The 26,041-nt window shown below is 74.1% G+C and carries 21 protein-coding genes; 7 read left to right on the plus strand and 14 right to left on the minus strand.

All coding sequences use genetic code 11. The features are described from left to right. Positions 1 to 129: 129 nt before the first annotated feature. The 3 genes from rpsD to MF605_RS07710 form a co-directional block, all read right to left on the minus strand. Positions 130 to 756 (minus strand): 30S ribosomal protein S4, encoded by a 627-nt coding sequence (gene rpsD, locus MF605_RS07700; protein WP_036313685.1) that lies wholly within the window; start codon positions 754 to 756, stop codon positions 130 to 132. A 284-nt stretch (positions 757 to 1,040) separates the two neighbouring features. Beyond that, positions 1,041 to 1,604: a general stress protein gene (locus MF605_RS07705; protein ID WP_020621560.1), complete on the minus strand. Its 564-nt coding sequence runs from the start codon at positions 1,602 to 1,604 to the stop codon at positions 1,041 to 1,043. Between the two features lie 172 nt (positions 1,605 to 1,776). Then, complete coding sequence (locus tag MF605_RS07710; protein ID WP_041103678.1) at positions 1,777 to 3,174, minus strand: replication-associated recombination protein A; 1,398 nt, start codon at positions 3,172 to 3,174, stop codon at positions 1,777 to 1,779. 52 nt (positions 3,175 to 3,226) lie between these two features. Between MF605_RS07710 and MF605_RS07715 the strand changes: the two genes are divergently transcribed. The 3 genes from MF605_RS07715 to dtd all read left to right on the plus strand — a co-directional run bounded on the left by MF605_RS07715 (position 3,227) and on the right by dtd (position 6,193). Beyond that, positions 3,227 to 3,817, plus strand: coding sequence for a DUF1697 domain-containing protein (locus tag MF605_RS07715; protein WP_020621558.1), 591 nt, complete (start codon positions 3,227 to 3,229; stop codon positions 3,815 to 3,817). Positions 3,818 to 3,956: 139 nt separating this feature from the next. Then, positions 3,957 to 5,696 carry a choice-of-anchor I family protein gene (locus MF605_RS07720; RefSeq protein ID WP_063188934.1) on the plus strand — a complete coding sequence of 580 codons (1,740 nt, stop codon included), beginning with the start codon at positions 3,957 to 3,959 and terminating at the stop codon, positions 5,694 to 5,696. Positions 5,697 to 5,740: 44 nt separating this feature from the next. Then, on the plus strand, positions 5,741 to 6,193 hold the full coding sequence (gene dtd, locus MF605_RS07725) for a D-aminoacyl-tRNA deacylase (protein ID WP_044659818.1): 453 nt from the start codon (positions 5,741 to 5,743) through the stop codon (positions 6,191 to 6,193). A 23-nt stretch (positions 6,194 to 6,216) separates the two neighbouring features. Here dtd and aspS read toward each other — a convergent pair whose 3' ends face one another. After that, the gene (aspS, locus tag MF605_RS07730; protein ID WP_078025478.1) at positions 6,217 to 8,031 is read right to left on the minus strand and encodes an aspartate--tRNA ligase; all 1,815 of its coding nucleotides are present in this window, start codon (positions 8,029 to 8,031) and stop codon (positions 6,217 to 6,219) included. A gap of 145 nt (positions 8,032 to 8,176) precedes the next feature. Between aspS and MF605_RS07735 the strand changes: the two genes are divergently transcribed. Continuing rightward, the gene (locus MF605_RS07735) at positions 8,177 to 9,478 is read left to right on the plus strand and encodes an APC family permease (protein WP_060973791.1); all 1,302 of its coding nucleotides are present in this window, start codon (positions 8,177 to 8,179) and stop codon (positions 9,476 to 9,478) included. A gap of 60 nt (positions 9,479 to 9,538) precedes the next feature. On the opposite strand, the gene hisS is transcribed toward MF605_RS07735, so the two are convergent. Further along, positions 9,539 to 10,915 (minus strand): histidine--tRNA ligase, encoded by a 1,377-nt coding sequence (gene hisS, locus MF605_RS07740; RefSeq protein ID WP_063188930.1) that lies wholly within the window; start codon positions 10,913 to 10,915, stop codon positions 9,539 to 9,541. A gap of 174 nt (positions 10,916 to 11,089) precedes the next feature. Between hisS and MF605_RS07745 the strand changes: the two genes are divergently transcribed. Next, positions 11,090 to 12,628, plus strand: coding sequence for a DUF349 domain-containing protein (locus MF605_RS07745; RefSeq protein WP_063188928.1), 1,539 nt, complete (start codon positions 11,090 to 11,092; stop codon positions 12,626 to 12,628). A gap of 85 nt (positions 12,629 to 12,713) precedes the next feature. Further along, positions 12,714 to 13,331, plus strand: coding sequence for a hypothetical protein (locus tag MF605_RS07750; RefSeq protein ID WP_036380977.1), 618 nt, complete (start codon positions 12,714 to 12,716; stop codon positions 13,329 to 13,331). Between the two features lie 11 nt (positions 13,332 to 13,342). Here MF605_RS07750 and MF605_RS07755 read toward each other — a convergent pair whose 3' ends face one another. The 8 genes from MF605_RS07755 to MF605_RS07790 form a co-directional block, all read right to left on the minus strand. Next, positions 13,343 to 15,637 (minus strand): RelA/SpoT family protein, encoded by a 2,295-nt coding sequence (locus MF605_RS07755; protein WP_095353339.1) that lies wholly within the window; start codon positions 15,635 to 15,637, stop codon positions 13,343 to 13,345. Between the two features lie 115 nt (positions 15,638 to 15,752). After that, on the minus strand, positions 15,753 to 16,793 hold the full coding sequence (gene secF / locus MF605_RS07760) for a protein translocase subunit SecF (RefSeq protein WP_134416481.1): 1,041 nt from the start codon (positions 16,791 to 16,793) through the stop codon (positions 15,753 to 15,755). Then, positions 16,790 to 18,616 (minus strand): protein translocase subunit SecD, encoded by a 1,827-nt coding sequence (gene secD, locus MF605_RS07765; RefSeq protein WP_123244392.1) that lies wholly within the window; start codon positions 18,614 to 18,616, stop codon positions 16,790 to 16,792. Before secD ends, secF begins: the two co-directional genes overlap by 4 nt. Positions 18,617 to 18,686: 70 nt before the next feature. After that, positions 18,687 to 19,124: a preprotein translocase subunit YajC gene (gene yajC, locus MF605_RS07770; RefSeq protein WP_123244393.1), complete on the minus strand. Its 438-nt coding sequence runs from the start codon at positions 19,122 to 19,124 to the stop codon at positions 18,687 to 18,689. A gap of 60 nt (positions 19,125 to 19,184) precedes the next feature. Then, positions 19,185 to 20,207, minus strand: a complete 1,023-nt coding sequence (gene ruvB, locus MF605_RS07775; protein ID WP_115166198.1) for a Holliday junction branch migration DNA helicase RuvB — start codon at positions 20,205 to 20,207, stop codon at positions 19,185 to 19,187. Beyond that, positions 20,204 to 20,848, minus strand: a complete 645-nt coding sequence (gene ruvA / locus MF605_RS07780; RefSeq protein ID WP_134416479.1) for a Holliday junction branch migration protein RuvA — start codon at positions 20,846 to 20,848, stop codon at positions 20,204 to 20,206. Before ruvA ends, ruvB begins: the two co-directional genes overlap by 4 nt. A gap of 80 nt (positions 20,849 to 20,928) precedes the next feature. After that, positions 20,929 to 21,564, minus strand: coding sequence for a crossover junction endodeoxyribonuclease RuvC (ruvC, locus tag MF605_RS07785; protein WP_036317938.1), 636 nt, complete (start codon positions 21,562 to 21,564; stop codon positions 20,929 to 20,931). Positions 21,565 to 21,611: 47 nt separating this feature from the next. Next, positions 21,612 to 22,373: a YebC/PmpR family DNA-binding transcriptional regulator gene (locus tag MF605_RS07790; protein WP_036317934.1), complete on the minus strand. Its 762-nt coding sequence runs from the start codon at positions 22,371 to 22,373 to the stop codon at positions 21,612 to 21,614. 99 nt (positions 22,374 to 22,472) lie between these two features. Here MF605_RS07790 and MF605_RS07795 point away from each other — a divergent pair, with 99 nt between their 5' ends. After that, positions 22,473 to 24,566 (plus strand): M3 family metallopeptidase, encoded by a 2,094-nt coding sequence (locus MF605_RS07795; protein ID WP_134416477.1) that lies wholly within the window; start codon positions 22,473 to 22,475, stop codon positions 24,564 to 24,566. Positions 24,567 to 24,572: 6 nt separating this feature from the next. On the opposite strand, the gene MF605_RS07800 is transcribed toward MF605_RS07795, so the two are convergent. Then, a complete protein-coding gene (locus MF605_RS07800; protein WP_134416475.1) occupies positions 24,573 to 25,973 on the minus strand; it encodes an alpha/beta hydrolase family protein in 1,401 nt (466 codons plus the stop codon). Between the last annotated feature and the right edge of the window lie 68 nt (positions 25,974 to 26,041).

Raw genomic sequence — 26,041 nt, forward strand, 5'->3', positions numbered from 1 at the left:
TACCGGGCGCGGCGCCGATCCCCGGCGGCGGGCCCGGGGGACGCCGCAGGCCCGGTCACCTCCGAGAGGTGACCGGGCCTGCGGGACGCGCGGGGCGCCGTCGTCCGGGACGGACCCGGCCGCGGCGGATCAGCGCGCGTAGTACTCGACCACGAGCTGCTCCTCGCAGGTCACGGGGACCTCGGAGCGCTTCGGGCGACGGGTGAGGGTGGCGCGCAGCTTGTCGATCTCCACGGTCAGGTAGCCCGGGGTGGCGGGCAGGACCTGCTGGTGGGCGCCGGCGGCGGCCAGCTGGAAGGGGACCATCTTCTCCGAGCGCTCGTGCACGTGGATCATCTGGCCCTCCTTCACGCGGAACGAGGGGACGTCCACGCGCTTGCCGTCCACCATGATGTGGCGGTGCACGACGAGCTGACGGGCCTGCTGGATGGTGCGGGCGAAGCCGGCACGCAGCACGAGGGCGTCGAGGCGCTGCTCGAGGAGCTCGACCAGGTTCTCACCGGTCAGGCCGGCGGTGCGCTTGGCCTCCTCGAAGTAGCGGCGCATCTGGGCCTCGCGGATGTTGTACTGGGCGCGCAGACGCTGCTTCTCCTTGAGGCGCACCGCGTAGTCCGAGTCCTGCTTGCGGCGGGCACGGCCGTGCTGGCCGGGGCCGTACGGACGACGCTCCATGTACTTCTCGGCCTTGGGAGTCAGCGCGATGCCCAGGGCGCGGGAGTGCCGCACGGTGCGGCGGGTGCGAAGGTTGCCACTCATGGTGGACCTGCCTTTCCTTGACGTGCGGCACGGTTCGGGTTTGTCTCGAGGTCTCGTCCGGGCGCCGGGGCGCACGGGTCAAGGGGCCTCGAACCTGGCCTCCCCGCGATCCTGAGGAGAGCTGAGGGGCGTGCCGCCGCCCGTCATCCACTGATGCGCTGCGCGTCCCTCGCCCGGGCACGCGGGCGTCCGCGGGGATCCGAGCGAGGGGGATGCGTCCGGGGCGCAGCGCCTGCCAGACCGGTCCACCTTACCAGAGCGACGACGACGGGGCGGGCCGGGGCTCAGGCGCGCGGCGTGGCCGCGGTGCCGGGGTCCGCGCCGAGGAGCTGACCGGCCTGGTCCAGGTGGGAGGCCTCGACCAGCACGTCGTACGACTCGGCCTCCATGGTCTGCAGGGACGTGAAGTCGCGCCTGCCGCCGGTGGCCGCGTGGCCGATCGCCCCGAAGACCGCCCCCCACAGGGCGCCCAGGCCCAGGGAGATCAGCAGGATCCAGAGGAACCCGAAGCCGGGGGCGAAGATCGAGAAGAGCAGGCCGAGCAGGAGGCCGAACCACAGGCCCTGCAGCCCGCCGCGGACGGCGGCCTTGCCGGTGGTCATCCGGCCCAGGACCTGCTCCACGGAGCGCAGCCCGGTGCCCACGATGCGCACGCGCTCCACGGGGAACCCGGCGTCGGAGAGCTGGTCCACGAGGGCCTGGGCCTCGGCGTAGGCCGGGACGGAGCGCAGGATGCGGTAGTCGGCCTGCGGGAGGGCGGGGCCGCCGGCGCCGGGGCGGCCGTACGGGGCCGGCTGCTGCGCGGCGGTGTGCTGCGGGGTGGACTGCTGCGGAGTGGACTGGGTCATGGGGGCGGCTCCTTCTGTTCCTTCTGTGCGTCGGTGGTGCATGGGGGCGCGAGCGGGCGAGGAGTCGGCGGGCCGACGTCGACCGCCCCGCTCATCCCTGGACAACCGGTGATCCGGGCGTCTTTATTCCGCGCGGCCGCCCGAGGCGTCCGCCCCCGGGCCCGGCGCGCGCTCAGTCGCCGCGGATGATCCGGCGCAGCGCGGCCACCTGCTCGGTGAGCCGCTTCTCGTGTCCGATGGGCTTGGGCCGGTAATAGTCCCTCCCGACCAGGGGGTCCGGCGCGTACTGCTGACGGGCGACGGCGTGCGGCTCGTCGTGGCTGTAGACGTAGCCCTGGCCGTGGCCGAGGGCCGCCGCGCCGGGGTAGTGCGCGTCCCGCAGGTGCGCCGGCACCGCGCCCGTGTGGCCGGCCCGCACGTCCGCGATCGCCTCGTTCACGGCGGTGTAGCTCGCGTTGGACTTCGGCGCGGTGGCCAGATGCGTCACGGCCTGCGCCAGGATGATGCGTCCCTCCGGCATGCCGATCAGCTGCACGGCCTGGGCGGCGGCCACGGCGGTCTGCAGCGCGGTCGGGTCGGCCATGCCCACGTCCTCGGACGCGGAGATGATCAGCCGCCGGGCGATGAACCGGGGGTCCTCCCCCGCCTCCAGCATCCGGGCGAGGTAGTGCATCGACGCGTCCACGTCCGAGCCGCGGATGGACTTGATGAAGGCACTGATCACGTCGTAGTGCTGGTCGCCGTCCTTGTCGTAGCGCTGGACGTGGTGGTCCATCGCCTGCGCGGCGTCCTCCTCCGTGACCGCGACGGCGCCCTCCCCCGCCCGGCCGGCCTCGCGCGCCTTGTCCAGGGCGACGCCGGCCGCGGCCTCCAGCACCGTGAGCGCCCGCCTCGCGTCGCCGCCGGCCATCCGCACCAGGTAGTCCCGCGCGTCGTCCTGGAGCACCACGGCGCCGTTGAGCCCGCGCTCCTGGGTCACGGCACGGTCCAGCAGCCCGACGATGTCGTCGTCCGTGAGGGGACGCAGCGTGAGCAGCAGCGACCGGGAGAGCAGGGGTGCGATCACGGAGAAGGACGGGTTCTCCGTGGTCGCGGCCACCAGCACGACCCAGCGGTTCTCGACGCCCGGCAGCAGCGCGTCCTGCTGCGCCTTGGAGAAGCGGTGGATCTCATCGAGGAACAGGACGGTGGTGCGCCCGTAGAGGTCCCGTTCGCGCTGGGCCTGCTCCATCACCTGCCGCACGTCCTTCACACCGGCCGTGATCGCGGACAGCTCCGTGAACGTGCGCCCGGGGGCGCGGGCGATCACGTGGGCCAGCGTCGTCTTGCCGATGCCCGGAGGCCCGTAGAGGATGACCGAGCTCGGTCCCGCGGCGGAGTCCGGATCGGGCTCAGCGAGCTTGCGCAGCGGGGAGCCCGGCCGCATGAGGTGCCGCTGGCCCAGCACGTCATCCAGCGTGCGCGGGCGCATGCGCACGGCCAGCGGTGCGCCGGGGTGCGGGGCGGCCACGGTGCCGGCCGGGCCGTCGTCGTCGGCCCCGTTGTGCGCGGCGCTGAAGAGGTCGTCCATCGGGTCCAGGGTAGTCCTCGGCCCGCGGGCGCGTGGGTGGCATCCTGGCCGCATGAGCCCCGCCGCCCCGCGCGCCGACCACACCCATGTCCTGCTGCTGCGCGGGATCAACGTGGGCCGGAGCAACCGTGTCGGGAAGGACACGCTGATCCGCTGGGCCCGGGCCGCCGGCGGGGAGGCGGTCACGACCCACCTGGCCAGCGGCAACGTCCTGTTCCGGGCGTCCTCCGACGCGGCCGCCGAGGGCGTGCGGCAGGGGTTCGCGCGGCGGGCGCGTGAGGAGGGCGGCCTCGACGTCCCCGTGGTCCTCGTGGACGTGGGCACGCTCCGGCGCGCCCTGGAGCTGCACGACGCGCTCCCCTGGGCCGGCGGCGAGCCGAAACGCACCCAGCTCACCGTGCTCGAGGACGACCCCGCACCCGAGGCGGCCGCCGCCCTGGCCGCGCTCGACCACGGGGATGGCCGACCCGCGGGGCCGGATCGCACGGCCCTGGAGGGACGGCTGCTGTGGATGCGCTGCGCCGCGGGGGTCGCCGACTCCCCGCTCACCCCGGCTCGCCTCGACCGGGCGCTCGGGGTGCGCGGCACGGCCCGGAACCTCACGACGGTGCGGGTGCTCGCGGGGCTGCCGAGCGAGGACTGACCTCGGCGGACGGCACGCGGGGCGTCCGGGGCGTCGACACCCGCGGGACACCGCGCGCTGGCCGGGACGTCACGGTCCGTTCACATCCGTGCGATGGGGTGACCCCGTCCTCCGCCTCCCTGCCCTGACTGGAGCATCCATGCCTCGCCTCGCACGCCTCGCCACGGCCGTCACCGCCGCGGCCCTGTCCACGGCCTTCCTCGCCCCGGCCTCCCTCAGCGCGCCCGCCCCGCACTCGGCCACGGCCCAGCGCGCCGCCATCGCCGCCAACCCGTCCGGCAAGAGCATCGAGCTCACCCGCGCCGGCACCCACGAGACCGGCGTGTTCGGCGAGTCCGCCGCCGAGATCCCGGCCTTCGACGCGGTCTCCGGCCGCCTGTTCGTGGTGAACGCGCAGCGCGGCGCCGTCGACGTCATGCGCCTGGGCGCCGACGCCGCCCCCGTGGCCGAGCGGACCCTCTCCGCCGAGGGCCTGCGCACCGCGGACGGCTCCGTCACGGACAAGGGCGCCACGGTGAACTCCGTGGCCGTCTCCGGCGGCGTGATGGCCGTCGCCGTGGAGGCCGCCGAGAAGACCGACCACGGCTGGGTCGTGTTCTTCGACACCACCACCCTGCGCTACCTCGGCGGCGTGCGGGTGGGTGCCCTGCCGGACTCGCTGGCCTTCTCCCCGAACGGGGCGTACGTGGTGGTCGCCAACGAGGGCGAACCGGCCGACGACTTCTCCGTCGACCCGGAGGGCACGATCTCCGTGGTCTCCGTACCGAAGAACGCCCGGCAGTTCTCCCGCCTGACCCAGGACGCGGTGCGCACCGTGGACTTCCGCGCCTACGACGCCGGCACCGCCCTGCCCGCCGGCGTGCGCGTCTCCGGCCCCGATATGGCGGTGCCCGCCGGTCACGAGCCCGCCGGTCGGGTGGCTCGCAACCTCGAGCCGGAGTACGTCACCGTCGACCCGACCGGACGCACCGCCTACGTGTCCGTGCAGGAGGCCAACGCCGTCGCCGTCGTGGACCTGAAGTCCGCCACGCTGGAGGACCTCTGGGCGCTGACGCCCACCGATTGGTCCACCGAGGGCGTGCTGGACGCCTCGGACAAGGACGGCGGCATCGAGCTGGGCCACTGGCCGGTCGACGGCCTGCCCATGCCCGACGGCATCGACACGTACCGCTGGCGCGGTCAGAACCTGGTCGTCACCGCCAACGAGGGTGACGGGCGGGAGTGGGGCGACTTCAACGACTCCGAGCGCGTCAGCGACCTGGACCTGTGCGCCGCCGAGTTCCCGGGGGCCAAGGCCCTGCAGAAGAAGGATGCCCTGGGCCGCCTGAAGGTGCTCACCGACCTCGGCTACGACTCTGAGCGCGAGTGCCACTCCTCCCTGACCACACTGGGCGGCCGGTCCTTCTCCATCTACACCGCGGACGGCACCCGCCTGTTCGACTCCGCCGGCATGATCGAGGAGCAGATCGCCCGGCTCGTGGCCGCCGGCGAGCTGCCGGAGCACGCGTTCAACGCGAACAACGACGAGACCCCGTCCGGGGACTCCCGTTCGGATGACAAGGGCCCCGAGCCCGAGTCCGTGGTGGTGGGCACGATCCAGGGCCGCACCTACGCGTTCGTGGGCCTCGAGCGCATCGGCGGCGTGGTGGTCTTCGACATCACCGACCCGCGGAACGCCACCTACGTGGACTACGTCAACGACCGTGACTGGGATGCCGCGGGCGACGACGCCACGGCCGGCCTGGGTGACATGGGCGCCGAGGGCCTGACCTTCGTGCCGGCCGACGAGTCCCCCTCCGGCACCGCCCTGCTGATCGTCGCCAACGAGGTCTCCGGCTCGACCACCGTGTACGAGGTGAATCCGACCCGTCGTCAGTGATCCGCTGACGCGGACCGGTTCCGGGCGCGTTGCAGAATGGCTGCATGAGAGCCGTTCTGCAACGCGCCCGTTCCGCGTCCGTGACCGTCGACGGCAAAGTCGTCGGCTCCTTCGAGGGCGAGGGGCTGGTGATCCTGCTCGGCGTGACCGTCGACGACACCGAGGCCGAGGCCGTCCAGGTGGCCCGCAAGGTGGCCGGGCTCCGCATGCTCGACGGCGAGCGGTCCCTCACCGACGCCGGTGCCCCGGCGCTCGTCGTCAGCCAGTTCACGCTGTACGGCGACGTGCGGAAGGGCCGGCGGCCGTCCTGGACGCGCGCGGCGAAGGGCAACCAGGCCGAGCCGCTCTACGAGCGGTTCACGGCCGAGCTCGAGGCCGCCGGCGTGCGCGTGGAGCGCGGGGTGTTCGGCGCGAAGATGGACGTCTCCCTCACCAACTCCGGGCCGTTCACGCTGATCGTGGACTCGGACGAGCTGGCCGGTCCGCGGCGCGGCTGAGGCGGGCCCGCCGCGGACCCGGATCAGGCCTCCGGCTCGGCCTCGGCCTGCTTCGGCTCCGGCTGCGCGTCGACGCCGGCCTCCTTGCGCTGCTGGGCGGTGATGGGCGCCGGTGCGGCCGTCAGCGGGTCGAAGCCGCCGCCGGTCTTCGGGAACGCGATGACCTCGCGGATCGAGTCGGTGCCGGCCAGCAGGGCGACCACGCGGTCCCAGCCGAACGCGATGCCGCCGTGCGGCGGGGCGCCGTACTTGAAGCCCTCGAGCAGGAAGCCGAACTTCTCGTTCGCCTCCTCCGGGGACAAGCCCATGACCTCGAACACGCGCTCCTGCACGTCCTGACGGTGGATGCGGATGGAACCGCCGCCGATCTCGTTGCCGTTGCACACGATGTCGTACGCATACGCCAGGGCCGCGCCCGGGTCGGTGTCGAAGGTGTCCGCGAACTCCGGCTTGGGCGAGGTGAACGCGTGGTGCACGGCGGTCCAGGCGCCCGCACCCACGGCGACGTCGCCCGAGGCCACGGCGTCGGCCGCCGGCTCGAACATCGGCGCGTCCACGACCCACACGAACGCCCAGTCGGCGTCCTTCGCGGCCACGCCGTCACCGGCATCGGTGAACAGCCCGCAGCGACGGCCGATCTCCACGCGGGCCGCACCCAGCAGCGCGCGGGACTCCTTCGGCTTCCCGGCGGCGAAGAACACGCAGTCGCCCGGGTTCGCGCCCACGGCGGCGGCCAGCCCGGCCTTCTCCTCCTCGGAGATGTTCTTGGACACCGGGCCGGTCAGCTCGCCGTCCTCCTGGATGAGCACGTAGGCCAGGCCCTTGGCGCCGCGCTGCTTGGCCCACTCCTGCCACGCGTCGAGGGTGCGGCGGGCCTGGGAGGCGCCGCCCGGCATCACGACGGCGCCCACGTACTCGTTCTGGAACACGCGGAACGGGGTGTCCTTGAAGTACTCGGTCAGGTCCGTCAGCTCGAGGCCGAAGCGCAGGTCCGGCTTGTCCGAGCCGTACTTCTCCATCGCCTCGGCGTAGGTCATGCGGCGGATCGGCGTCGGCACGTCCACGCCCACGAGGGCCCACAGGGCCTTGACGATCTTCTCGCCGAGGGCGATCACGTCATCCTGCTCCACGAAGGAGGCCTCGATGTCCAGCTGGGTGAACTCGGGCTGACGGTCCGCGCGGAAGTCCTCGTCGCGGTAGCAGCGGGCGATCTGGTAGTACTTCTCGATCCCGCCCACCTGCAGCAGCTGCTTGAACAGCTGCGGCGACTGCGGCAGGGCGTACCAGGAGCCGGGAGCCAGGCGGGCCGGGACGAGGAAGTCGCGGGCGCCCTCCGGCGTCGAGCGCGTGAGAGTCGGGGTCTCGACCTCCACGAAGCCCTCGCCGTGCAGCAGCTCGCGCGCCGTCCGGTTGACCTCGGAGCGCAGGCGCATGATGCGCGAGGGCTGCGGGCGGCGCAGGTCCAGGTAGCGGTGGCGCAGCCGGGCCTCCTCGCCGACCTCCACGTGCTCGTCCACCTGGAACGGCAGCGCGGCGGCGGTGTTGAGCACCGTCACGGTCTCCGCGATCAGCTCGATCTCGCCGGAGGGCAGGTTCGGGTTCTCGTTGCCCTCGGGGCGGCGCTCGACCGTGCCGGTGACCTGCAGAACCCACTCGTTGCGCAGCGGGTCGAAGTCCGCCTCGTCCCGCACCACAACCTGGGCGAAGCCCGAGGCGTCGCGCAGGTCCACGAAGGCCACGCCGCCGTGGTCTCGCCGCCGCGCCACCCAGCCGGTGACGGTGACGGTCTGGCCGATGAGCGAGGCGTTGAGCTCGCCGAGGGAGTGGGTGCGCAGCACGAGGATCCTCTCCGTCCGGTCGCCGGACGATGTGCGGGGTTCATGTGATGGTCGACGCCGTGTGATACGCCTGCGGGGCGGGCGCGCGCCGTTCCCGTCAGTCTAGTGCCCCGTCCACACTGCCCCAGCCCAGGAGGACCCCGTCATGACCGCCGCCCTGCAGCGCCGCCTGACCCTGCTCCACGCCGTCGCGATCGGCCTCGGCTCGATGATCGGCGCGGGCGTGTTCACCGCGATCGGCCTGGCGGCCGCGCTCACCGGCGGCCACCCCGGCCTGCTGTACGGGGCCCTGGCGGTCGCGGCCGTCGCGGCCCTGTGCAACGCCCTGTCCACGGCGCAGCTGGCCACCGTCCACCCCGAGTCCGGCGGCGCCTACGTCTACGGCCGGCGGCAGCTGCACCCGTGGGCCGGCTTCGTCGCCGGCTGGGGCTTCGTCACGGGCAAGACCGCGTCGGTGGCCGCGATGGCGGCCACCCTCGGCCTGTACCTCTTCCCCGACGACGCCGCCGCGGCCCGGTGGACGGGCGTGGCCGCCGTCGTCGTGCTCACCGGGGTGGCGATGGCGGGCGTGACGCGGACCGCGCAGGCGACGTTGGCGATCCTCGTGCCCGTGCTCGCCGTGCTCGTGTTGGCCATCGGCGCAGGCCTGGCGCGCGAGGCCCCCGGGGGCTCGGCCGCGGCGCTCGGCGTCGACTCCCCCGTGCAGGGCGTGCTCATGGGCGCGGGCGTCCTGTTCTTCGCGTTCGCCGGCTACGCGCGCGTGGCCACCATGGGTGAGGAGGTCATCGACCCCGCACGCACGATCCCGCGCGCCATCCTGATCGCCCTCGCCGTGACCGTGGCGCTGTACCTGCTGCTCGCCACGGCGCTGATCTCGGGCCTCGGGACCTCCGGGCTGGCCCGGTCCCCGGCGCCCGTGCGCGACCTGCTCGAGACCGCCCTGGGCTCCGGCTGGGGCTGGGTGGCGGTGGCCGGCGCCGCCCTCGCCGCGGCCGGGGCCATGCTCAACCTGCTGACGGGCATCTCCCGCACCGCCCTGGCCATGGCCCGCGAGTCCGACCTGCCCCGCCCCCTGGCACGGGTCCATGCGGGGACCGGCACGCCGTGGACGGCTCAGCTGACGGTGGCCGCGGCCGTGATCCTGCTCCTGCTCACCACGGACATCCTCACCGTGGTGGGCTTCAGCTCGTTCGGCGTGCTCGTCTACTACGCGGTGGCGAACCTGTCCGCCCTGACCCTGCGCGGGGACGACGACGGCCGCCGCCCGGCCCGGCCGCGCCCGCTGCGCCCGCTGCGCGTGCCCCGCGCCGTCAACGTCCTCGGCCTGGCCCTGTGCCTGCTGCTCGCCCTCAGCCTGCCGCCGATGTCCGTGGCCGCGATGGCGGGCGTGTTCCTGATCGGGGTGGGCGGGCGCGCGTTCGTGCGGGCCGGGCGCCGGGGCCGGTGACCCGACGCGCAGACACCCACCGCCGCCGCACACCGGGGCCGGCACAGCGGCCGCGTCCGCTCAGTCCTGCGCGCGGGCGACCTGCGGCAGCAGGTCCTCGGCCGGCGGGGTCCAGTCGGCCGGGTCCGCGGCGTGCTGCTCGCCGGAGCGGATGTCCTTCACCTCGTGGACCCGCGCGCCGGCGTCGTCCCGGCCCATGAACCACACGAACGGGATGCCGCGGCGGTCCGCGTACTTGATCTGTTTGCCGAACTTCTCCGCGGACACCGCGACCTCCGCGGGGATGCCGCGCTCCCGCAGCAGGGCCGCGACGTCCTGGGCCTCGGGCCAGTCCTCGTCCGCCGTCAGCGCCACGTACACCGCGGTCGGCACGGAGCGGGAGGCCACGGCCATCTGCTGGGACAGCATGCGCATCACCAGCCGCGTCACGCCGATGGACAGTCCGACACCGGGGAACACGCGGTTCCCCTTGGAGGCGAGCGCGTCGTAGCGGCCGCCCGAGCAGATCGAGCCGAGCTGCTCGTGGCCCACCAGGACGGTCTCGTAGACGGTGCCCGTGTAGTAGTCCAGGCCGCGCGCGATGGACAGGTCCGCCACGGCGCGCCCGGGGGCGCGGCGGTGCAGGGTGGCGACGACGTCGGCCAGCTCGGTCAGCCCCTCCTCGAGCAGCTCGTGGGTCACCCCCAGGGCGCGGACCCGCTCGACGAACGAGGCGTCCGACGTGCGGATGTCCGCCAGGGCCAGCGCCTGCGCAGCCTGCTCGGGGCTCGCGCCGACCTCCTCCTGGAGCAGCCGCGCGACCTCCTCCGGGCCGACCTTCTCCAGCTTGTCGATGCTGCGCAGCACGCCGGCGGTGTCCTCCAGGCCGATGCCCCGGTAGAAGCCCTCGGCGAGCTTGCGGTTGTTCACGCGGATGAGGAAGTCGCCGATCGGCAGGGCGCCGAGCGCCTCGGCCATCACGAGTGCGACGTCGGCGTCGTACCGGGGCGAGAGGGCGCCGTCGCCGACGACGTCGATGTCCGCCTGGGTGAACTCGCGGGCGCGGCCCTCCTGAGGGCGCTCCCCGCGCCAGACCTTCTGCATCTGGTAGCGACGGAAGGGGAAGGCGAGGTGGCCGGCGTTCTCCACGACGTAGCGGGCGAACGGCACGGTGAGGTCGAAGTGCAGGGCCAGGCGCTTGGGGTCGGCCGGGTCCTTGGGATCGCGCCGGCCCGCGGCGACCTCCTCGTCCTCGGCCAGGCGGGAGACCGCGTAGACCTCCTTGTCCACCTCGCCCTTGCGCAGCAGCTGGCCCAGGGTCTCCACGGCACGGGTCTCGATGCCGGCGAACCCGTGCAGCTCGAAGGTCCGCCGCAGCGTGTCGAGCACGTGCTGCTCCACGAGCCGCTCGGCGGGCAGCCACTCGTGGAAACCGGACAGGGAGGCCTTGCGGGACATGGCGATCCTTCGAGACGACGACGGCGGGGACGCGCGACGGTCCCCCGCCGGCGCACCGGCCCATTCTAGGCGCGGGCGCTGTCCGGCCCGGTACGCTGGCCCTGTTCGTGTCCATCCCGACCGGCCGCATCCCTCGACGACTGCGTGCCGGCGCAGTCAGGGAGAGTTCCAGCGGTGACCAATCACATGCAGCCCGACGACCAGCAGTCCCCCGCCACCGAGGCCGCCCCCGCGTCGGCCGAGGCCGCCGAGCCGACCGTGCCCGCCGAGGCCCGGCCCGTCCCCGAGGTCGTCCCCGACGCGCCGGCGCACGGTGATTCCTCCCAGCCCGCCGAGGCGCCCGCCGTGCCCTCCCCGGCCGCGATGAAGAAGGCCAGCCCGGCCGCCGTGCGCCCCGCGACGCCCGCCGCCGCGTCCGCCGCCCCGACCCCCGTCGTGGCCCCGACCGTGCCGCCCACCCCGGTGGAGGAGGCCGCCAGGTTCGCCCGGGTGAGCGAGGACGGCCACGTCACGCTGCTGGACGGGCAGGAGGAGCACGCGGTCGGCCAGGTGCCGGACGCGAGCACCGAGGACGCGCTGGCGTACTTCGTGCGCAAGTACGACGACGTGCGCGCCCAGATGGCCCTGTTCGAGCAGCGCATCGCCGCCGGCGCCCCCTCGAGTGAGCTGGGCCGGGCGCTGGGTCAGATGACGACCGCGGTGAACGAGCGCCACATGGTCGGCGACATGGACGCCCTCCGCACCCGCCTGGCGGCCCTGGAGACCCTCCTGGGCGACTACCGCGCCGCGGAACAGGAGGCCCGGCAGGCCGCCCAGGCCGAGCAGCTGGCCACCCGCGAGGCCATCGTCGCCGAGGCCGAGACCTTCGCCCAGACCCCGGCCGAGCGGATGCCCTGGAAGACCGCGTCCAAGCGCATGACGGAGCTGTTCGAGGAGTGGAAGGCCGCCCAGAAGGCCGGTCCGCGTCTGGCCAAGTCGGTCGAGGACGACCTGTGGAAGCGCTTCCGCGGCGCCCGCACCGCGTTCGACAAGACCCGCCGCGCCCACTTCTCCCGGCTGGACGCCGCCTCGGCCGAGGCCAAGCAGGTCAAGGAGCGTCTCATCGCCCGTGCCGAGGAGCTGTCCACCTCCACCGACTGGGGCGTGACCGCCGGCAAGTACCGCGACCTGATGGACGAGTGGAAGCGCGCCCCCCGGGCCTCCCGCAAGGAGGACGACGCCCTCTGGGCCCGCTTCCGCGCCGCCCAGGACGTCTTCTTCGCCGCCCGCAAGGCCGCGAACCAGGAGATCGACCGCGAGTACGGGGCCAACCTGAAGGTGAAGGAGCAGATCCTCGCCGACGGCCAGAAGCTGCTCCCGTTCACGGACGTCAAGGCCGGACGGCGCGCGCTCAACGAGCTGCGCGGGCGGTGGGAGGATGCCGGCCGCGTGCCCCGCGGGGACGTCCGCCGGATGGAGGAGGGCCTCCGCAAGCTCGAGGACGCCCTCAAGCAGGCGGAGAACGAGCACTGGCGCCGCACCGACCCGGAGACCAAGGCCCGCACGAACTCCGCCCTCACGCAGCTCGAGGAGACCATCGCGGGGCTCGAGGCGGATCTCGCCCGGGCCCAGGCCCGGGGCGACCAGCGCGCCGTCAAGAAGGCCCAGGAGGCGCTCGACGCGCGCCTGCAGTGGAAGCAGGCCCTCGAGGCCTCGGCCTCCGAGCTCCGCTGAGCCCCACCCGTCTCGAGCACGCCCCCGCGGCCCGCCTGTCCACAGGCGGCCGCGGGGGCGTCCCCGTCTCTGGCAGGATCCGGGCATGACGACCGTGACGATCGAGGAGACCGCCCCGACCGGGGCACTCGTGCTGGCGGGCGACCCCTTCACGGAGCCGGAGCTGCAGGCGCTCGGCGCGCGGGGCGCCGTGCGGCCGCTGCTGCCCGGGGTGTGGGCGCGGCCGGACGCCGCGGACGATCCCGCGGTCCGGGCCGCTGCCCTGTGGACCCTCGGCGGCCCGCTCCTGGCCGCCGGCTGGACCGCGATCGGCCCGTCGGCGGCCTGGATCCTGGCCGGCGGCGCGGCGCCCGGGCGGCTACACGCGGCCGTGCCGCACTTCCACCGGCGCCCCGCCGGCGGGGGCCTGCTGCCCTGGACGCTCACGCAGTCGGACGTCGCGGCCGATGCCACGGGCGTCGCCCCCGCCGAGCACGACGTGCTCCGCTTCGGCCCCGTGCGGGTCACGACGCCCGCCCGGACAGTCGAAGACCTGCTGCTCAGCGCCGACCCGGATGCGGCGCGGCGCGCGGCCGCCGTGATCGGCGCCCACGGCGCCGCCGGGCTGCGGGAGCGGCTGGCCCGCCGGACCCGCCGTGCCGGCGTCGTGGCGGCCCGGCGCCGGCTGGGCGCGCTGCTGGCGGCGCTGGACGTCCCCGACTGAGGCCGGGAGGCTCAGGTGCGGTGCACGTCGAAGACGCCGTCGATGCGGCGCACCGCGTCGATCACGTGGCCGAGGAACCGGGGGTCGCCCATCTCGAAGACGAACCGGCTCATCGCCACGCGGTCGCGGGTGGTGTTCACGGAGGCCGAGAGGATGTACACGTGGTTCTCGGAGAGGACCCGTGTGACGTCGGAGAGCAGCGACTTGCGGTCCAGCGCCTCGATCTGGATCTCCACCAGGTAGACGGTGTCCCGCGACGGCGCCCAGCTGACCGGGGTGCGGCGCTCCGGCTCCTGCGCGAGCAGGGTCGCCAGGTTGGGACAGTCGACCCGGTGCACGGAGACCCCGGAGCCGCGGGTGACGAACCCGTCGATGGCGTCCGGCGGCACCGGGTTGCAGCACCGTGCCAGCTTGGCCATGACGCCGCCGTCGCCGTCCACGAGCACGCCGGCGTCGTTGGTGGCCCGCGCGGGGGCGCGCCGCGACTGGGCCGGGACCAGCTCCTGCAGGTGCACCTCGCCGACGGTCAGCTCGCCCTCCGGCTCGGCCTGCGTCGGCGTCGGCGGAGCGAGGCGCTCCGCGACGCGTTCCTGCACGGACTGGGCGGACACGTGGCCGTCGCCGAGGGCCACGAACAGCCCGTCGAGGTCCGCGTAGCCGAGATCCGTGGCCACCTGCACCAGCTCCTCGCCGCCGAGCACCTGCTGCACGGCCATGCCGGCCTTGCGCAGCTGACGGGTCAGCGACTCGCGTCCCCGGTCGGCCTGCTCGTCGCGGCGCTGCGTGGCGAAGTGGTGACGGATCTTGGACCGGGCCCGCGGCGAGACCACGAAGCCCAGCCAGTCCCGGCTCGGGCCCGCGTCCTCGGCGCGCGAGGTGAAGACCTCCACGGTGTCACCGTGGCTCAGCGGCGTGGACAGCGGGACGAGCTTGCCGTTGACCCGGGCACCGATGGTGCGGTGGCCGACGTCGGTGTGGATGGCGTAGGCGAAGTCCACGGGCGTGGAGCCGGCCGGCAGGGTGCGGATCTCCCCCTTCGGCGTGAAGACGTACACCTCGTCCGCCCCGATCTGGGTGCGCAGCGAGGCGAGGAACTCGTCCGGGTCCCGGGTGTCCGCCTGCCAGTCCATCACCGAGCGCAGCCAGGCCGGCGTGGCCTGCACCGGCGCCTGGCCGGCGGCCTGGGCCTTGTACCGCCAGTGCGCGGCGACGCCGTACTCGGCCTGGCGGTGCATCTCCTGCGTGCGGATCTGGATCTCCACCGGCTTGCCGCCCGGCACCATCACCGTGGTGTGCAGGGAGCGGTACATGTTCAGCTTCGGGACCGCGATGTAGTCCTTGAACCGACCCGGGACCGGGTTCCAGCGGGCGTGGATCGCGCCGAGCACGGCGTAGCAGTCACGCACGGAGTCCACGAGCACCCGGATGCCCGTCAGGTCGTGGATGTCGTCGAAGTCCTTCCCGCGCGTCACCATCTTCTGGTAGATCGAGTAGTAGTGCTTCGGCCGTCCGGTGACGGTCGCCCGGATCCGGTGCTCGCGCAGATGATCCTCGATCACGGTGCGCAGCGCCGCGATGTGCTTCTCCCGCTCCGGGTTCCGCTCCCCCACGAGGCGCACGATCTCCGCGTACATCTTGGGCTTGAGGGCGGCGAAGGAGAGGTCCTCGAGCTCCCACTTGACGGTGTTCATGCCGAGCCGGTGGGCCAGCGGGGCGTAGATGTCCAGGGTCTCCTGGGCCTTGCGCGCGCTGGACTCCGGGGAGACGTACCGCCACGTCCGCGCGTTGTGCAGCCGGTCGGCGAGCTTGATGAGCAGGACGTTCACGTCCTGGGCCATCGCGATGACCATCTTGCGCACGGTCTCGGCCTGCGCCGCGGCGCCGTAGGTCACCTTGTCCAGCTTGGTCACGCCGTCCACGAGGAGGGCGACGTCGGAGCCGAAGTCGGCGCGCAGGCGCTCCAGGGAGTAGTCCGTGTCCTCGACGGTGTCGTGCAGCAGGGCCGCCAGGAGGGTCGGGCCGGTCACGCCGATCTCGGCGAGGATCGTGGCGACCGCGACGGGGTGGGTGATGTACGGGTCCCCGGAGCGCCGCATCTGCCCCTCGTGTGCCGCGCGGGCGACCTCGAAGGCGCGGACGATGTCGGCCAGCTCGGTCTTGGTGGCTCGCTGCCGCACCGTGCGCATCAGCGGCTCGAGCAGGGGCGAGTACTCGGTGGCGTGCCGGCCGGTCAGGCGTGCGATCCGGCCGCGGGGCCGGACCGGGACGGGACGGGCCGGGGCGGGAGTGGGGTCCTGCTCGCTCATGGGCCACGCCTCCTGACTCGTGCGGCCCCGACCGCTCCGGCCGGGATGATCGGCGAGTCTACCCGCGCCCGTCCCACCCCGCCCCAGGAAGACCACCGGGGCCGCAGCGGCTCCGTCAGAGCCGTGCGCCGTCGTCCCAGGGGGCGACGTCGGGATCGGTGACCGCCTCTGAGGCACGCTCCCGGGCGGCGCGGGCCGCGGCCCGGGCGTCGTGGTCGCGCACGTCCGGGTCGTTGCGGCGCAGCAGGGCGTACAGCGGCGCCTGGAGGAACAGGGTGGACAGGGTGCCCACGATGATGCCCACGAACAGCGCGAGCGCGATGTCCCGCAGCGTGCCGGCACCGAGCAGCCCCGCGCCGATGAACAGGATCGAGCCGACCGGCAGGATGCCGACGACGGAGGTCGTGATGGACCGGACGAGCGTCTGGTTCACCGCGAGGTTCACGTTCTCGACGAAGGAGCGCTCCGGGTCCTCCTCGGCCCCGATCGTGTTCTCGCGGATCTTGTCGAAGACCACCACGGTGTCGTAGAGCGCGTACGACAGGATCGTGAGGAAGCCGATGATGGCCGACGGCGTGATCTCGAAGCCGGTGGCGCCGTAGATGCCGGCGGTCAGCGCGACCACGTAGAGCATGCCGAGCACGGCGGCCAGGGACATCTTCCAGGTGCGGAAGTACACGGCCATGAACAGGGTCACGAGCACCACGAAGATCACCAGGCCGATCAGGGCCTGCTGCGACACCGCGGCGCCCCAGGTCGGCCCCACGAAGGTCGAGGTCACCTGGTCCTGGCCGACGCCGTAGGCCTCCTGCAGGTTCGCGGCCACGGCTCGGGTCTGGGCGTCGTCGAGCTGCTCGGTCTGGACGCGCACGGTGCTTGGGGCGACGTTCGTGACGGTGGCGTGGCCGTCGGCCAGCACGTCGGTCACGGCGCGCTCGCCCGCGGCCACGTCGGTGGAGGCCGTCTGCGAGACGGTGAACTCGGAGCCGCCCCGGAACTCGATGCCGAGGTTGAAGCCGCCGCGCAGGGCGGTCAGGCCGCCGGCGAGGACGAGCAGCAGGGCGGCGAGGGCGAACCACCACCGCCAGCGCTGGATGAACGGGTAGGAGATGCGGCCCGAGTAGAGGGCGTTGCCCCAGTCGGCGAAGCGGTTCACTGGTCCTCCTCCTGGCGGCGGCGCTCGGCGCGGCGTCGCTCGGCGATCGTCATGGGCGGCGCGGTGCGCGAGCGGCGGCCGCCCCGGGCGGACGTGCCCGCGCGGGGGGCGCCCGTCGCGGCGAGCGGGCGCGGGGCGTCGGCGGCCGCCGCGTCGTCGGCGTCGGCCGGCTCGTCGGAGGCCTCCGCCGGGAGCCCGGTGCGGGGGGCAGTGGCGGGCTCGCGGAAGCGCCCGGCGCCCTGGTACAGGGACGGCCCGCCCAACAGCGACGGGTCCAGTCCGGACATCGGGTGTCCCTCGCCCACGAAGCGGGTCTGGGCCAACAGCACCATGAGCGGGTGGGTGAACATGAACACCACGATCAGGTCGGCGATCGCGGTGAGGCCGAGGGTGAACGCGAAGCCGCGCACGTTGCCGACGGCCACGAAGTACAGCACGACGGCGGCCAGCAGGTTCACGGCCTTGGACGCGGTGATCGTCCGCCGGGCGCGCTTCCAGCCCTCGTGCACGGCGACGGGCACGGTGTGGCCCGCGCGCAGCTCGTCCTTGATGCGTTCGAAGTAGACGATGAACGAGTCCGCCGTCAGACCGATCGCCACGATGAGCCCGGCGATGCCCGCGAGGGACAGGCGGTAGTTGTCCGTCCAGCCCAGGATCGCGATGGTCAGCCACGTCAGCACGCCCGCCACGATGATCGAGGCGAAGGTCAGCAGGCCCAGGGCCCGATACTGGAAGAACTGGTACACGGCCACGAGGCCGAGGCCGATCAGGCCGGCGATCAGGCCCCAGAAGAGCTGGTCCCGGCCGAGCGTGGCGGAGATCTGCTGCTCGGACTCGATCGAGAAGGAGATCGGCAGGGAGCCGTAGTTGAGCTGCTCGGCCAACTGCGCCGTCGTCTGCTCGTTCAGGGTGGGGCCGCTGATCTGCGCGCTGCCGTTGGTGATGACCACGTTGGACTGCGGCGCGGAGATCACGTCCCCGTCCAGCAGGATCGCGAACTGCTTGCGCGGGTCGCCCTCGGGGTACGGGGTGAGCTTCTGGGTGACCTCCGTGAAGGCCTTGGTGCCCTCCTCGTCGAACTCGATGTTGACGACCCACTGGTTGGTGGAGACGCCGCCCTGGGCCTGGGCCATGCCGTTGGACGCGCCCTTGATCTGGGTGCCCGGGATGACCACGGGGCCCAGGATGTACTTCTGGGCCGGCGTGACGGCGCCGTCGGCGAGCTCCTCGGAGGGCTGGCAGGCGACGATCGCCCGGTCGGACGGCGGCGGGGGCGCGGCCGGGTCCCGCGGGGCGGTGCAGTCCGTGGCCTGGAACTCGGCCAGCAGGGCCGGGGTGACCCAGTTCGGGTCGTAGGCGTCCGCCGGCTCCCCGTCGGGCTTCGGCAGCTGGTCTTCGGGCAGGCGCTGGTCCTCGGGGGTGGCCTCCCCCGGGCCGGACTGCAGCACGGGGCGGAACTGCATGTCCGCGGACGCCTGGATCAGGCGGCGGGTCTCCTCGTCCGGGACCCCGGGCAGGGAGACGACCACGTTCTGGGAGCCCTGCGTGGCGACCTCCGCCTCGGCCACGCCGGAGCCGTCCACACGCTGGCGGATGATCTCCACGGCCTGGTCCAGCTGCTCGGGGGTGACGGACTCGCCCGTCGAGGTCTCGGGGGCCAGCACCATCTGCGTGCCGCCCTCGAGGTCGAGGGCGAGCTTGGGAGCCCAGGAGGCCGCGCCGGAGGCCACGCCCCCGCCGAGGATCGCGGCCAGGACCACGAGGAGGGCGGCCAGCCAGGTCAGGGTGCGCCCGGCGGAGCCGGAGGGTGTTCTCTTCGCCATTGCTCAGGTGCTTCCGTCACATCCGAGCGGCCCCGCCAGGCGGGGCCGCGTGTGCAGGGGTGGGTGGGCCTCAGGCCAGGTCGTCGCGGCGCGGACGCGGGTCGGCGTCGTCGGCGCGGTACTCGGTGCCGGGGGCGTCATCCCGACGCGACGGGTCCGTGGTGGGCGCGGCGGCCGCGGCGGCCGTCTCGGGCTCCACGACGGTGGTGATGCCCTGCAGGTGCACGTCCATGCGCGTGCCCGGGGCGGTCTCCAGCGTCACCCGCTGGGCCTCGGCGTCCACGGCCACGACGGTGCCGAAGATGCCGGCGCCGGTCATGACCTCGACGCCCGGGGCGAGGGTGCTGCGCATCTGCGCCTGCTGCTGCTGCATCTTCTTGCCCTTGCGGAAGGAGAGGAAGAGCATCACCGCGAGCAGGGCGAAGGCGATGAGCATGAGCATGCTGCCGCCACCCCCCTGGGCCTGCTGGGCGATCACGGGCAGGGTCGCTGCGGCGGCGACGGGCATGGGGGACTCCTGAAGCTCGGGGTGGGCGGGCCTGTCCAGTGTAGGGGCCCGCCCTGGGCGTCACGGCCCCGGCGTGGCCTCCGGAGCGGCGAGGCCCAGGTGCTCCCAGGCCCCCGGCAGCGCGACGCGGCCACGGGGGGTGCGCGCCACCATGCCCTCGCGGATGAGGAAGGGCTCGGCCACGGTCTCCACGGTCTCGGCCTCCTCCCCCACGGCGGTGGCCAGCGTGCTGAGCCCCACGGGCCCGCCGCCGAACGTGGTGCACAGGGCGGTGAGGACGGACCGGTCGAGCCGGTCCAGGCCGCGCCCGTCGACGTCGTACATGTCCAGGGCGGCGGCGGCGTCGTGCGCGCCGACCTCGGCCAGCCCCTTCACGAGCGCCCAGTCCCGCACCCGGCGCAGCAGCCGGTTGGCGATGCGCGGGGTGCCGCGCGAGCGCCGGGCGATCTGCCGGTACCCCTCCGTGGCCAGCCGCATGTCCAGCAGCAGGGCGGAGCGGCGCAGGACGCGCTCGAGCTCCTCCTCGGTGTAGAAGTCCAGGTGACCCGTGAAGCCGAAACGGTCGCGCAGCGGCCCCGGCAGGAGGCCGGCCCGCGTGGTGGCGCCCACGAGCGTGAAGGGCGGCAGCTCGAGCGGGATCGAGGTGGCGCCGGCGCCCTTGCCCACCACGATGTCCACCCGGAAGTCCTCCATGGCCATGTAGAGCATCTCCTCGGCCGGGCGGGACATCCGGTGGATCTCGTCGAGGAAGAGCACCTCACCCTCGGTGAGCGAGGACAGGATGGCCGCGAGGTCGCCCGCATGCTGGATCGCGGGGCCGGAGGACAGCCGCAGGGGGGCGTTCATCTCCGCGGCCACGATCATCGCCAGCGTGGTCTTGCCGAGCCCGGGCGGACCGGACAGCAGGACGTGGTCCGCGGCGCGGTCCCGCAGCCGGGCGGAGGCGAGCATGAGGTCCAGCTGCTCGCGCACCCGCATCTGGCCCACGAACTCGTCCAGGTGCTTGGGGCGCAGCGCGGCCTCGAGCCGGCGCTCCTCCGGGTCGACGGCCGCCGCGGACAGCGGTGAGGACTCCGCGCTCATCGCCCGCCTCGCACCGCGCCGGCCATGCCGACGTCGCGCAGGGTGGCGCGCAGCAGCGCGGCGACGTCGCGGCCCTCGTCCAGCTCCGGGCGGGCCGCCACGGTGGCCTCGACGGCCTTGAGCGCCTCCTTCTCGGACCAGCCCAGGCCGGCCATCGCCTGCACGACGTCGGCGTGCCAGACCGTCTCGACGGTCGGCTCGGCGCTCGCCTCGGCCTCCGCCTCGGGCACCGGCTCCCCGGTGGGCGCGAGGCGGCCGGAGAGCTCGACGATGATCTTGCGCGCCATCTTCGGCCCGATGCCGGGCACGCGGGTGAGGGTCTTCTCGTCCTCCTCGGTGACCGCCCGGCGCACGGTCTCGGGGTGGTGGACCGAGAGGATCGCCAGGGCGAGCCGGGGACCCACGCCGTTGGCCGTGATGAGCACCTCGAACACCTCGCGCTCGTCACGGTCCGCGAAGCCGTAGAGGGTCAGGGCGTCCTCCTTGACCACGAGGTGGGTCTGCACCGTTCCCGGCCGGCCCTCGTGCAGCGTGGACAGCGTCTGCGGGGTGGCGGAGAACTGCACGCCCAGGCCGCCGACGGCGATGACCGCCCGGTCGAGGGCCACGTGCTCCACGGTGCCGCTGAGCGAGGCGATCATGAGGGGCCCTCCTGTCGGGACGGACGGACGCCGGTCGGCGCGGATTCGAACATATCATCGAACGCCGGCCCGGCAGCGGCCTACCGGCGACGCCCGCCGCCCGCCGAGCGCTCGGCGTCGAGCCAGGCCCGCTGCGCGGCGGTGAGCTGGCCCCGCGGGCGGGCGCGCGCGGGCGCCTTGGCGGCGAACTGCGAGCGCCCCGCCCGGGAGGCGAGGTCTGCGGTGTCGAGGCCGGTCTGGCCGGCGGCCGCGCCGAGGGCGGTGCCGCGCCAGCCGTGGGCGATGGCCAGGGCGAGGGCGTCGGCCGCGTCGGCCGGGCGCGGCGGGGCGTCGAGGCGGAGGATCCGGGTGACCATCGTGGTGACCTGCTCCTTGCCCGCATCGCCGTGTCCGGTGACGGCGGCCTTGACCTCGGAGGGGGTGTGCAGGCCCACGGGGACGCCGGCGCGCGCGGCCGCGGCGATCGCCACGCCCGCGGCCTGGGCCGTGCCCAGCACGGTCGGCGTGTTCGTGTTCGCGAACATGCGCTCGACGGCGGCGCGATCGGGCCGGTGCGCGGCGAGGACCGCGGAGACGGCCTCGTCGATGCGCAGGAGGCGCTGGTCCAGGGGGGCGGTGGGCGGGGTGCCCGTGACCTCGACGTGGACGAGCGCGGCCCGCCGTCGCGCGTCCACGTCCACCACGGCGATCCCGCAGCGGGTGAGCCCCGGGTCCACCCCGAGGATCCGGACGACGTCGGCGGGCCGGCGCGCGCTCAGCGCGATCAGTCCTCGTCGAGCTCGGCGAGGACCTCGGGGGCGATGTCCACGTTCGAGAAGACGTTCTGGACGTCGTCGAGGTCCTCGAGGGCATCGGCCAGCTTCAGGAAGGTGCGGGCGCCCGACGCGTCCAGGTCCACCTTCATGGTGGGGACGAACTCGAGCTCGTCGGACTCGTACTCCACGCCCGCCTCGTCGAGGGCCTTGGCCACGGACTGCAGGTCGGAGGGGTCCGAGAGGATCTCGAAGGAGTCGCCGGAGACGACGACCTCCTCGGCGTCGGCGCCGCCCTCGAGCACGGCCTCGAGCAGGCCGTCCTCGGTGTTGCCCTCGGCGGGCAGGCGCACGAGGCCCTTGCGCTCGAAGAGGAAGGAGACGGAGCCGGAGTCGGCCATGGTGCCGCCGTTGCGGGTGACGGCCGCGCGCACGTCCGCGGCGGCGCGGTTCTTGTTGTCGGTCAGGCACTCGACCAGCAGCGCCGAGCCCTGGGGGCCGCGGACCTCGTACATGATCTCGGCGTAGTCGATGACCTCGCCGGTGAGGCCGGCGCCGCGCTTGACGGCGCGGTCGATGTTGTCGTTGGGCACCGAGGCCTTCTTGGCCTTGGACACGGCCAGGTCGAGGGCGGGGTTGCCGGCGACGTCGGGTCCGCCGGCACGTGCCGCGACCTCGATGTTCTTGATGTACTTCGCGAACGCCTTGGCGCGCCGCGCGTCGATGACGGCCTTCTTGTGCTTGGTGGTCGCCCACTTGGAATGTCCTGCCATCACGCCTCCTCAGGTCTGGATCTCGTCTGCTGGCTCGACCGCCCAGTCTAGCGACGCCCGGTGGGGTGGCGCGGATCACGGCTGACTACACTCGCGCCCATGACCCACACCTCCGCGCCCTCCGTCCTGCCCGCCGACCACCCGCTGGCGACCCCCTCCGACCTGCCCTACGGGCTGCCCGACTTCTCCGCCGTCTCCGACGCGCAGCTGGCCGAGGCCGTGCGCGCGGGGATGGCGGCCCAGCGCGCCGAGGTCGACCAGATCCTCGGGGCGGCCACGGCGCCGACCTTCGAGAACACCGTCCGTGCGCTCGAGCTGTCCGGCCAGCTGCTGCGCCGCTCCGCCGCGATGTTCTTCACGCTCGTCGGCTCGGACGGCACGGATGCGCGGCAGGCCCTGGCCGAGGAGCTCTCCCCCGAGCTCGCGGCCCACGAGGACGCGATCCTGCTGGACCCGCGGCTGGCGGCGCGCGTCGCTTCGATCGACGACGGCGGCCTCACGGGCGAGGACGCCCGCCTGCTGGAGACGCTGCGCCTGCGCCTCTCCCTGGCGGGGGCGGACCTGGACGAGGCCGCGCGCGAGGAGCTGCGCGGGATCAACACGGAGCTGGCGTCCCTCTCGGCCGCCTACACGCGCCGCCTCGTCGCGGACACCGCCGCCCGCGCCGTGCTCGTCACGGACCGCGAGCGCCTGGCCGGTCTGAGCGAGGACGACCTGGCCGCGGCGGCGGGGGCGGCCGCCGAGGCGGGGCACGGGGACGGGGACGCGGCGGCGGGCCCGTGGCTGCTGACGCTGTCCCTGTTCACGTCGCAGCCGTGGCTGGCGTCCCTGCAGGACGAGGGGATGCGGCGCGAGGTGTTCGAGGCGTCGACGGGCCGGGGCGGGTCCGGGGAGCACGAGACGCTGACGACGGCGATGGCGATGGTGCGGCTGCGGCTGCGCAAGGCGCGGCTGCTGGGGGCGCAGAGCTGGGCCGAGCAGGCGCTGAAGGACCGGGCGGCGCCGTCGACGGCGGCCGTGGAGGAGCTGCTGGCCGCGATGGCGCCGCGGGCGATGGCCAATGCGCGGGCGGACGCGGCGACGGCGGCGGCACACGCGGGCCGGGCGGACGCCGAGGTGGCCCCGTGGGACTGGCCGGCGCTGTCCGCGGGGTACGCGCGGGAGGAGTTCGCGGTGGACGCGGACGCCCTGCGCCCGTACTTCGAGCTGGACCGGGTGCTGACGGAGGGCGTGTTCGCGGCGGCGACCGCGCTGTACGGGCTCACGTTCGCCGAGCGCCCGGAGCTGGCGCGACACCTGTACCGCCCCGGGATCCGGGTGTTCGAGGTGACGGGTGAGGACGGTGCCGGGGTGGGTCTGTTCGTCGCGGACCTGTTCGCGCGGCCGACCAAGTCCGGCGGTGCCTGGATGCACACGGTGCGGGACAGGGCGGACGCCCTGGGCGAGCGCCCGGTGGTGTTCACCACGATGAATGTGCCGGCCCCGGCGGCGGGGCGTCCGGCCCTGCTGACGCTGGATGAGACCACGACGCTGTTCCACGAGTTCGGCCACGCCCTGCACGGGCTGCTGGCTCGGGGCGAGTACGCCTCGCTCACCGGGACGAACGTGCCGCGCGACGTCGTGGAATTCCCGTCGCAGGTCAATGAGGTGTGGCTGCGCGAGCCGTCCCTGCTGGCCGCGTATGCGCGGCACGTGGAGACGGGCGAGCCGCTGCCGGCCGGGACGCTGGAGCGGCTCGAGGCGGCGGACCTGTGGGGCGAGGGGCACCGCACGGTCGAGTACCTGGGTGCGACGCTCGTGGACTGGGCCTGGCACTCGCTGACGGAGGAGACGGTGGACGCCGCCACGGCCGACCCGGCCGCGTTCGAGCGCCGGGTGCTGACCGAGGCGGGCATCGACCCGGACCTGGTGCCCCCGCGCTACGGCACCGGCTACTTCAAGCACATCTTCGGCGGCGGCTACGCGGCCGGGTACTACTCCTACGTGTGGGCCGAGGTGCTGGACGCGGACGCCGTGGAGTGGTTCCGCGAGCACGGCGGGATGACGCGGGAGAACGGCCGCCGGTTCGCGGACGAGCTGCTCTCGCGGGGCGACACGCGTGACCTGCTGGAGTCCTACCGTGCGTTCCGCGGCCGGGACGCCGAGCTCGAGCCGCTGCTGCGCCGTCGGGGGCTGGCGGACGCCGCCGCCTGAGCGCGGTCAGCGCCCCCGGCCGCCGGGGCGGGGGGCGCTGAGCACGGCGCGCAGCCAGCCGCGCACGGCGGTGTCCCACTTGCGCGGGTCCACGTTCTGCTCCCGGGTGTGGCGGGCCTGGTGGAAGCGGACGAACCGAACCAGGTCCGGGTTGCGCTCGGCCAGGTCCTGCGAGGGGCCGACGGGCACGTACTCATCGTCCTCGGAGTGCAGGATCAGCGTGGGCACACGCACGTGGTCGGCGCGGGTCACCCAGTCCAGGGCCTTGAGGTCCACGGGGGCGGCCAGGCCCGTGATGAACCGGCCGGCCCGGTTGGCCAGCAGCCACTGGCCGAGCAGGCCCACGGCTTCGGGGATCCGGTTGAGCCGGGCCTGGTGGCGCAGCACGTCCACCCAGTCGATGACGGGGCCCGTCAGGACCACGCCGCGCACGTGCGGGGCCAGCGCGGAGCGGTCCACGGTCTGCAGCACCACGGCCCCGCCCATGGACCAGCCGAAGAGGACGACGTCCCGGGCGCCGTGGTCGAGGGCGTAGCGGATGGCCGCCTCGACGTCCTCCCATTCGGTGGTGCCGAGCCCGTAGCGGGCGTCGGCGGCGTCCGGGGCGTCGCCGTCGTTGCGGTAGGAGATCAGCAGCGACGTCATGCCCAGGCGGCGGGCGGTCGGCACGGCGCGGATGCCCTCGTTGCGGCGCGCGCCGCGGCCGTGGACCATCACCGCCCACAGCCCCTCCGCAGGACGGGGTTCGCCGTCCTCGCTGGGGTAAGGCGCGATGCGCCATGCGCGGGCGTGGCCGCCGGGCACCGGCACCTGCACGTCCTCGGCGTCGAGCCCGGCGTCGGCGGGGGTCGGGTAGACGAAGCCGGTGAACCGGCCCCGGGTCGCCGTCGTCAGATCGCCGGAGAAGACCTCCTCGACCGCGCGCTGCACCGTGCCGTCCCGGGGGTCGAAGGAGGTGATCTCCCCGATGCGGGCGCATCCGGCGCCGTCGTCGAACGTGAGGGAGTACTGGCCGGGCACGGTGGTGTACTCGTCGGCCTGCAGGATCACGTCCTGCCCGGCGGGCGTGTCGACGACGGCGAGGATCGGCGTGGACTCGGCGTGGCGGCGCACGGGGGTCACCACGGTGCGGGCGAACACGCCCGCGAGCGCCGAGCTCGCCCCGGCCAGCACGAAGGCGGAGGCCGCGGCGACGCTGAGCACGGGCGGGGCCCAGCGGGCCACCGGGGAGGCCACGGCCACGCCGCCGCGCACCGATCCGGTGACTCCGCGGCGGACCAGGCGGCCCGCTCGGCGGACGCGGGACTCGCGGCTCCCGGCCCGCCGGGCTGCCACGGTGACGGCGGCGGCCAGGGCGGGCGGCAGGTCGGCGGGGTGGGGACGGGGACGGCGGGGTCGTGCGGCCATGCGCGCCATTGTCCTCCACGGGCGGGCGCGCCCGCCAATGCGACGCCGGTCGGGAACACGACGGCGCT

The organism is Micrococcus luteus (assembly GCF_022664405.1).
GTDB lineage: Bacteria > Actinomycetota > Actinomycetes > Actinomycetales > Micrococcaceae > Micrococcus > Micrococcus luteus.

What these genes read in the sequence shown, in the direction of transcription:
- rpsD (WP_036313685.1), bottom strand. Translation starts at nt 756, where the DNA reads ATGAGTGGCAACCTTCGCACCCGCCGCACCGTGCGGCACTCCCGCGCC.
- MF605_RS07705 (WP_020621560.1), bottom strand. Translation starts at nt 1,604, where the DNA reads ATGACCCAGTCCACTCCGCAGCAGTCCACCCCGCAGCACACCGCCGCG.
- MF605_RS07710 (WP_041103678.1), bottom strand. Translation starts at nt 3,174, where the DNA reads ATGGACGACCTCTTCAGCGCCGCGCACAACGGGGCCGACGACGACGGC.
- MF605_RS07715 (WP_020621558.1), top strand. Translation starts at nt 3,227, where the DNA reads ATGAGCCCCGCCGCCCCGCGCGCCGACCACACCCATGTCCTGCTGCTG.
- MF605_RS07720 (WP_063188934.1), top strand. Translation starts at nt 3,957, where the DNA reads ATGCCTCGCCTCGCACGCCTCGCCACGGCCGTCACCGCCGCGGCCCTG.
- dtd (WP_044659818.1), top strand. Translation starts at nt 5,741, where the DNA reads ATGAGAGCCGTTCTGCAACGCGCCCGTTCCGCGTCCGTGACCGTCGAC.
- MF605_RS07735 (WP_060973791.1), top strand. Translation starts at nt 8,177, where the DNA reads ATGACCGCCGCCCTGCAGCGCCGCCTGACCCTGCTCCACGCCGTCGCG.
- hisS (WP_063188930.1), bottom strand. Translation starts at nt 10,915, where the DNA reads ATGTCCCGCAAGGCCTCCCTGTCCGGTTTCCACGAGTGGCTGCCCGCC.
- MF605_RS07750 (WP_036380977.1), top strand. Translation starts at nt 12,714, where the DNA reads ATGACGACCGTGACGATCGAGGAGACCGCCCCGACCGGGGCACTCGTG.
- MF605_RS07755 (WP_095353339.1), bottom strand. Translation starts at nt 15,637, where the DNA reads ATGAGCGAGCAGGACCCCACTCCCGCCCCGGCCCGTCCCGTCCCGGTC.
- secD (WP_123244392.1), bottom strand. Translation starts at nt 18,616, where the DNA reads ATGGCGAAGAGAACACCCTCCGGCTCCGCCGGGCGCACCCTGACCTGG.
- yajC (WP_123244393.1), bottom strand. Translation starts at nt 19,124, where the DNA reads ATGCCCGTCGCCGCCGCAGCGACCCTGCCCGTGATCGCCCAGCAGGCC.
- ruvB (WP_115166198.1), bottom strand. Translation starts at nt 20,207, where the DNA reads ATGAGCGCGGAGTCCTCACCGCTGTCCGCGGCGGCCGTCGACCCGGAG.
- ruvA (WP_134416479.1), bottom strand. Translation starts at nt 20,848, where the DNA reads ATGATCGCCTCGCTCAGCGGCACCGTGGAGCACGTGGCCCTCGACCGG.
- MF605_RS07790 (WP_036317934.1), bottom strand. Translation starts at nt 22,373, where the DNA reads ATGGCAGGACATTCCAAGTGGGCGACCACCAAGCACAAGAAGGCCGTC.
- MF605_RS07795 (WP_134416477.1), top strand. Translation starts at nt 22,473, where the DNA reads ATGACCCACACCTCCGCGCCCTCCGTCCTGCCCGCCGACCACCCGCTG.
- MF605_RS07800 (WP_134416475.1), bottom strand. Translation starts at nt 25,973, where the DNA reads ATGGCCGCACGACCCCGCCGTCCCCGTCCCCACCCCGCCGACCTGCCG.